The following is an 8,123-nucleotide window of genomic DNA, read 5'->3' as shown; positions in this document are numbered from 1 at the left end:
TTGTGAGATAAAAACCACAAAAATAAGAGTAACAGCAGTAAATGCAGCATATTGGGCAATAGGAACCTTCTATCCTGTAGTTTACAAATAAAGCCAAATAAACAAAAGGTTTTAAAAGTCAGGAAGTGAAGAAGCTTCCTGACTTCTATACTAAAATAACATTATTAAAAGAAAATTTCCAATGAAAATATGGTCAAATTATCTTCAATAAAATTATTGTTAAAGAAAACTTAAACGGGCTCTAATTGTTATTAAATGTTTCTACACTCACCCTTTCTATAAAACTATATAGTTATAGGAATTATTACAAATATTTTTTTTTTAACTTATATAAAATTATCATTATCAGAACAATAGGCTTTCATAAATGAAATTAAAAAATTGACTTAAAGTTGTTCCTCAAATTCATTCACAATGTAATTATTAAATTAATTTTACATAAAGAAATAAAATAATATTATTAGATCCTTAGATAAAGTTACTTTATTATACAACAAATAAAATTCATGTTTTTTAATAAAAAATTAAAGTGATAATAAAACTTTACTTTTTAATTTTATTTCTTCAAAATCCATATACAGTTTAGTAATTATTATAGATGACAGTAGACTAAAATAATATTTACAGAATAACTATAAAAAAGCAAGATGTAAGAATAATATACATCTTTATAGAAAAAGAAAAAGCCTTAATTCCCTCATTTTCATCCTGATTCACAGTATCTTGAATCAGAACGTATCGAGACAAACAAACCTGTCTTTTTACATAAAACACATATTATGAGACATTTACAACAACAACTGGAGCCTGTTTTGTCCCTATGCAAGTACAAGGGGGCTTCATTGCTGTTGTTTATTTTTCTAATGTTTCCAAAACTAAATGCACAGAATTTTTATTACGAAAAAGGTACTAAAATTACAATTCGTGAAAGCACAATATTCTATACAGTAGATTCAGGGGCAATAAATCAGACAAGATTGAAAGATTTCGAGGGACAAATTTCTGCTCGAAAACAAACCTTAAATGAAACAAAACAAATTGCATTTAATGATAAAAAATCCAGACTCTCTATTGGTAAAATTAAAAAAGAATCTGCTCTAAAAGCTTCCAAAGAAAAAGCAAAAACCTATCCAAAAGTAGAATCAGTTGAATGTGTGAAGCTTTGTCCAGATAATTTTTTATCGACCGAGCAAAAAGGAATAGCAATTTTATCGTCTGTTATTGTCCATTATCATCCAAAATTTTTAATTGAAAATATAAGATTTAAACTTTTATATGTATATCCAAAAAACGCTAATAATGAAATAATTAATAGTAATCCTAACTTCTTAAAGGACTACCATTTATTTCAATGCATGATTCGCCCACCACCTTTTAAATTTTATTTTTAAAGAAATATATACTAAATATTTAAAATTTAAATAAAGTGAAAAAAATTAATATTTTAATAATCAGTACATTCATACTATTGGGTATGCTGACCAAAGCTCAATCTCCCGGAGGGGTATCTACTGGATTAGTGTATTGGTATGACGCAGGCGTTACTGCAACAACAACAACCTGGACAGATAGAAAGAGTTTGTTTACTATTACCAAGCATGCGACAGATACAGGAGCGATAACATTGTCTAACGGTGATGAAAAAAGTAACTTCAATCCGTTTTATGCTTTCCCTTTCTCAGCTCCTCATGCTTTTTTTACAGGAATTGTAACACCTGCTACATTAGGCAGGCTGCATACTACTTTTGCAATGGGGGCAAAATCAGGTGATACGAATGGTACCTATAACGAAATTTTCAGATTTGCAATTTCAGATGACGATATTGGATCTCACCGATTCGGGATAGGTTTTAACGGTATTCCAAATAATATGGCGACTCTTAGTTATATTGATAATGGAGGCCCTGTTATACAAAGATCTAATACTGCTTATAGCGCACCTTTAAACCAAATGACGTTAGTTGAAGGTCAGATAAGTTCAATTGTTAGTGGCAATAATAAACAAGTGGGTTACAATGGCAACTATGTTACTTTTTCAGATGCAATAACAGCTGATTTATCTCCCAATCTTTCCATAGGGGGAGGTGTCTATGGTTTTGGGGGAAGAATACCTGAAGTTATATATTATAATTCCAGCTTATCAGTAGCAGATAGAAATAAGGTTGATACCTATCTTGCAATAAAATATGGGGTTACTTTAAATCAAACCACTGTAACTAATTATGTATCCTCCAGTTCATCGGTAATATGGAATGCAACAACAAACAGTACCTATAACAAAAATATAGCCGGTATTGCGCGCGATAATGCTTCAGGTTTACATCAGAAACAATCCATGAGTGTTGAGGCAGGGCAGCAATTACTTATTGGGGCGGGGGGTGCTTTAGCTAATACCAATGGAGCAAATGCAAATTCTTTGTCAGATGGGCAATCATTAATCTGGGGAGACAACGGGTTAAGCAAATTTCTAGCAGTTCCTATTTCTGGAATTTCTGGAGTTAATTACCGTTTTGCTTCCATCTGGAAAGCACAGAATACGGGTTCTGTAGGTACGGTAAGAATAATGTGGCCACAGGGCTTAACCAACCTAAAACTAGTTCAAAGTACAGATGCTACTTTTGATGGGACAGATACCATAACCGATATGTCTGCCAATACACAGGTTATTAATAGTGTAACCTACAATTATGCAGATGTTGCCATAGCCGATGGACAGTATTTTACCTTTGCGGCTTTTGGACAGGCACCTGGTGGAGTTATAGCTAATCTACAGGTTTGGGCTAAAGCTGATTCCGGAACCAATACTACAGCAGAAGGAGGTATTGTAACATCTTGGAACAATGCTGGTGTTACTGGCGGACAACTTCAGGCACTGTCGGGCTTCTCGCTTCACACTGCAAATTCCACGTATTTGAATCTGGGATCAAATTTCAACCCTTCTGTAAGAATGATTCAAGGGGCAGGATTAGGAATGTTAAATGCATTCTCTACCAATGCTACTGCATCAGGAACAGGAGGTACGCTCTATAATGTATCTAAAGCAGGAGCTGGTGGAGCTCCTACTAACGGCTACAATGTTCAAATGAATGTAAGTGCCGCAACATTAAGTGCTGTTGGTTCAAATGCTGCCGAAATGGGGACCTATATTAACAGTGCTACTTCATCAGGTCTATTTACATGGTCTACAAGTACAAATTTACTTTTTACTAATCAGTTAAACCCTTCCAATACCAATATTTTAGGATGGGCCTATACTACAGGTGTTGCAAGTGCTTATCCATATAAAGTAAATGGTAAAAGTGTGGTTCCCACAAGTTATACTCCTCCTCTCTTTACCGGTAGAAATTTCCATCTTAATACAGATACTGATGGCGGCTCAGAAAAAGGAAGTAATGATTATCAGGAAGTTATCGGATATGAAAGACAGGTAACTCCTGCTGAACAAAACAAAATTGAAAGTTATTTGGCATTAAAATACGGGGTTACAATAGATCAGACTGTAGCAACAAATTATGTTGCTTCCGATGCTGCTGTAACATGGAGCGCTGCTACTAATAGTATTTACAACCAAAATATAGCAGGAATTGGACGTGATGATCTTTCTGCATTGAACCAAAAACAATCCCAAAGTATCAATAGCGGTTCTCAGCTGTTAATAGGTAATGGTGGAGCATTGGCCAATACAAATGCTTTAAATACCAATAATTTTGCGTCAGACAAGCAATTTCTTATTTGGGGTGATAATGGATTAGCTAAATCATTATCAGTACCTATAACTGGAATCTCAGCGATCAATTCTCGTTTTGCAGCTATCTGGAAAGCACAGAATACAGCATCTGTAGGAACTGTAAGAGTAATGTGGCCACAGGGCATTACTAATCTGACATTACTTCAAAGTACTGATGCAGTTTTTGACAATACAGACACAGTTACCAACATGTCAACCAATACACAGGTTATAAATGGTGTGACTTACAATTATGCCGATGTTACTTTAACCGATGGGCAGTATTTTACTTTCGCTGGATTAGCAAATGCTCCAGGAGGCGTTTTAGCTCCTGATTTTTGGGTAAAATCTGATGATGCAGGCACTATTGCTACCGCTTGGAAAGATCTTTCGGTCAATAATAATCCTATTGAAAACGTTGGTGCAATGACACTTTCTGTGGCTAATAAAGCACATAACTTCCATCCGTTTACTACAGGTTATAGCACTACAAAATATTTCAGAGATTCTAATACTTCTATGACGGTTGACAATACTTTCGGAGTACAAACCAGAACTTCGTCATCTATTTTCTCAGCAGTTAGAGCTACTTCTTTAGGATCAGGTAGAATTACGGGTATAGATAACGATGATAATTTGGCTGCAGAACCCGGAATATCAATTAATTCAGGAAATCCATATCAGTTTGAATTTTTTGAAACAACTACTTCAAATAGTATGACTACTCCGTTTACGGCCAGCAGAAGTGGTGTATTCTCCGCTATTCAGGATCAGGCTTTGAATACAGGAAATGGTCAGAGAAGATTAGGTTTGGATGGAACTTATCAAACATTTAATGCTCCAGCAGGAAATTTCTATCACGTCCTCGGAAAATTCCTATTTGTAGGTTATGGAACTTATGATCTTAGTGGTCCTTTTACAGGAGATATTATGGAGGTCATCTGGTATAAGAGAGCTTTAAGCCAAAATGAACAGTCAAGAGTTAATTCTTATCTGGCTGTTAGAAACGGGACTACTCTGGCTGAAAATTATTTGGCATCAGACAACACCGTAGTCTGGAGCAGAACAGTTAATGCTTTATTCAACAATAATATCTTTGGTGTAGGAAGAGATGATTCAGGCTTATTGGATCAGAGAGTTTCTAACAGTGTGAATGCTAACAGTATTCTAACAGCATCAACAATTCAGGATTTTGCTTCAGATAATTCAAATGTAAGCAGAACCGCTTTGGCAGATAAAAGTTACATGATATTTGGAGACAATAACGTGCATACTGGTACTACAGTTGTAAACCCTGTTGATTGCCCTGCTCTATCAGATGGTCTTGTAAGAATCAACAAAACATGGTTGGTTCAGGAAACAGGAACTGTTGGTGCTTCTTATTTTGAGGTAGATTTATCTTCTTATAATATTAATAGTGAGGTATCTTTATACTTTGCAGATGACAGCGGTTTCACAACCAATACAGGAATTTCTCCTGCAATAACGATTTCCGGAGGTAAGGCTGTTTTCTATTATAATTTTAAAAACGGACAATACTTTACAGTTGTCGGAAAAGTTGGTCCTGCAGCATGCCAGACATGTTTAGGAGGAAAACAAACTTTGAAAAATGGACAAGCTTGGTCTAATGGTGGCGCAACCGGTATGACAAACAATACTTTAAATAATGTTCCTCTAAATGGAACAGCTCCTACAAGTGGTGCATTATCAGCAGACATCAGCGTTACGTATCCGTCAGGTGTAGAATGGATTCCTACAATCTTCCCTAGAATGTACGGTAAATGGACACAGTTGTCAAGATATGATAATGTGAGTGGCGCGGCAGGAAAAGTATCTTATACTGTAGACTTAAAAGACATCAGTGGAACAAAAGCTGCAAAAGCAAGCTTCCAGATTGCGGGTATTACGAAATTGGCAGGACAGTCTACGGTTGTAAAAGTAATCGGATATTGCGGTTCAAATCAGGTAGTTCCAAAAATGAATTATGCTTATAATTCAACCCCGGGAAATAACAATTACTGGAGAAGATATTCGATCGATGCTTCTACGGGTACAGCTTCTGGCACACAGCCCTATTTAGATATTACAGATTTTGCGACGGTAAATGTAGATTTTGAAAAACCTGTTGAGAAAATCGTGATAGAATGGACAATCGACAGAAGTCCGGTATTCAGCAAAGTTGATTATCTCTATATTGGTGATATGTCGTTTGTTTGCGATAACCCGATTGAGCCCACTCCGGACAATGTAAGTATTATTGCTTCTTATATTGAAAATCAGTTGCCGACTTGTGAAGATGCAACTTTAAAATTAAATATTAAAAACAATAACTGTACATCAAAAACAATCGATATTAATAATGTTCTGCCGGCAGGATTACAATATGTAGCAGACAGTTACGTAGGTCTTGGAATTGAAGCTCCAACGTATGCAGGTCAGAATTTCTTATTAAATGATTTAACAGTGCCTTCAGGAAACTCTTATGTTTATGTAAAAGTAAGACCTTCAGGAGCCGGAACATACGTTACAAACTTCAATTATACAGTTGATGGTGGAATTAACAATCCGAATCCTTACAGAAGTGATGACGATAGCGGAACTGCGGGATATCAGGATACAAGCATTACGTACACTGCTTCAACTGCAATCGCGAAACCAACGATAACAAAATCTGTGAACACATGTTTCGGAACATCATCAACAGAGCTGGAATACACGGTGAATATTACAAATAATGATACTAATCCTATTACCAATGTTGAGTTCACAGATAATCTGGATGCAGCGCAGACTTATATCGCAGGTTCTTTAGTACAAACTAATTTTACAGCAAACGGAACGGCTATATTTGATGGAGATCAGGTTTATATCTCAGGAATGAGTATAGCAGCCGGACAAACAGCAGTTGTTAAATTTAAAGTAAATACCAACACTTCAGCTACGATGGCTTATACGGATGTAGATGGCAGCAAGTATTTCAATAATCTGGCTTCTGTCACAGTAGATCCTCAGTCTCTGTGTGGTGCAGCGAATTCGGTGTCTTCCAATTTATTGAAAGTTCTTGCTTGTACTTTCTGTACAAAAGATCCGAACCTCTCTCCTGCCGATACATTCACTAAAATTGGTATTACCATCCAGACTAAGCAAAACGGATGGCCGGAAAACCTTCCAAATGGAGCCGTAGCGCTGGAATCTAAAACAAGAGGTTTTGTGATTACACGTTCTCAGAGTTCTGCAATTGTAAATCCTGTAGAAGGTATGCTTATGTATGACACAGTGGATAAATGTATGAAACTTTATAACGGAACAAGTTGGCATTGTGTAATGAGAAGCTGTAATGAGTAATAATTTTTTAAATTAATCAAAATGAAAAAAATAATAATTGCAACAATTGTTCTTCTCGGTTTTTACACGATAAAAGGGCAAGTGGGCATGGGCAAAGCTTCTGTAGACGGGGATGCTATTTTGGATTTTCCTTTATCCAATACAGGAATTATCCTTCCGATAGTAGAAGCCCTTCCAACAGGGATTGCAGCAAGCAACGGAACATTTTTACTTGATAAAACAGACAATATAGTGAAAATGCGCGAAAATGATTTATGGGTACCTCTGTCAGACGCAGGAAGTCTTACAGGTACAATGCCAAATACATCTGCTGAACAAGGAGGAGGAGTCATTATTGGAGCTCCGAGCTCTCCTGCACAAGGTGTTTTGGTACTTGAATCTGCTAGCAGGGCTTTGGTTCTGCCAAAGGTTAATGACCCCGTAGGAAGCATGAAAAGTCCTATAGCGGGAACAATGTGCTATGATACAGTAAGTAAAACAATGGCTGTATTTGATGGAGTAAAATGGAGCTTTTGGAAATAAAAGTATTTTAATATTAAGTAATTAAGGTCGGTACAAATGTGCCGACCTTTTTTTATAAATGTAAAGTATTAATGATTAACTGAATATAAATAAACAATTATAAATAAGCTAAATTGTTGTTGTTTCCTGTCGAAATATGTTCTTTCGTTAAATTATAAATGTCAATATATGCCAGACCCGTATAACAGCTAAAGATGAAAATATCCCGAACCAAATTTAACCCCTGACCTGAAAAATTTTTCTCCTGCATGGTTTTAATTTCCTCATCTGTAAGAAAATTTGCAGTAACCTCATTAAATTTTCCCTTGTAATATATGCTTAACTGTAGAATTATTATTGCATTTTGTCACCGTTCTAAGAAAGAAATCAAAATCATTGAGGAATGCAGGCTCTATTTTCTTGATGAAGTCATTTAAACTTTTCCTATAAAAAAGGCTTGCTTATTTTTGTGTTGCGAAACATAAAAAAAGAAAGCAAGCCAATGATGTACCAAGTACTAGACAAAGATATAATAGAAACTGAGATCGTA

The 8,123-nt window shown here is 35.7% G+C and carries 3 protein-coding genes; all 3 read left to right on the top strand.

Annotated elements, in window-relative coordinates:
- Window positions 1–779: 779 nt before the first annotated feature.
- The 3 genes from HHL23_RS22010 to HHL23_RS22000 are packed head-to-tail and all read left to right on the top strand — an operon-like array spanning window position 780 to window position 7,594.
- On the top strand, window positions 780–1,391 hold the full coding sequence (locus HHL23_RS22010) for a hypothetical protein (RefSeq protein WP_169236884.1): 612 nt from the start codon (window positions 780–782) through the stop codon (window positions 1,389–1,391).
- 35 nt (window positions 1,392–1,426) lie between these two features.
- Window positions 1,427–7,072: a DUF11 domain-containing protein gene (locus tag HHL23_RS22865; protein WP_169236883.1), complete on the top strand. Its 5,646-nt coding sequence runs from the start codon at window positions 1,427–1,429 to the stop codon at window positions 7,070–7,072.
- Between the two features lie 21 nt (window positions 7,073–7,093).
- Window positions 7,094–7,594 carry a hypothetical protein gene (locus HHL23_RS22000; RefSeq protein WP_169236882.1) on the top strand — a complete coding sequence of 167 codons (501 nt, stop codon included), beginning with the start codon at window positions 7,094–7,096 and terminating at the stop codon, window positions 7,592–7,594.
- Window positions 7,595–8,123 lie beyond the last annotated feature (529 nt).

Source organism: Chryseobacterium antibioticum (assembly GCF_012927325.1).
GTDB classification, from domain to species: Bacteria; Bacteroidota; Bacteroidia; order Flavobacteriales; family Weeksellaceae; genus Chryseobacterium; species Chryseobacterium antibioticum.
Note: the sequence above shows the minus strand (reverse complement) of the source record. Positions and strands in the feature narration are given on the sequence as shown.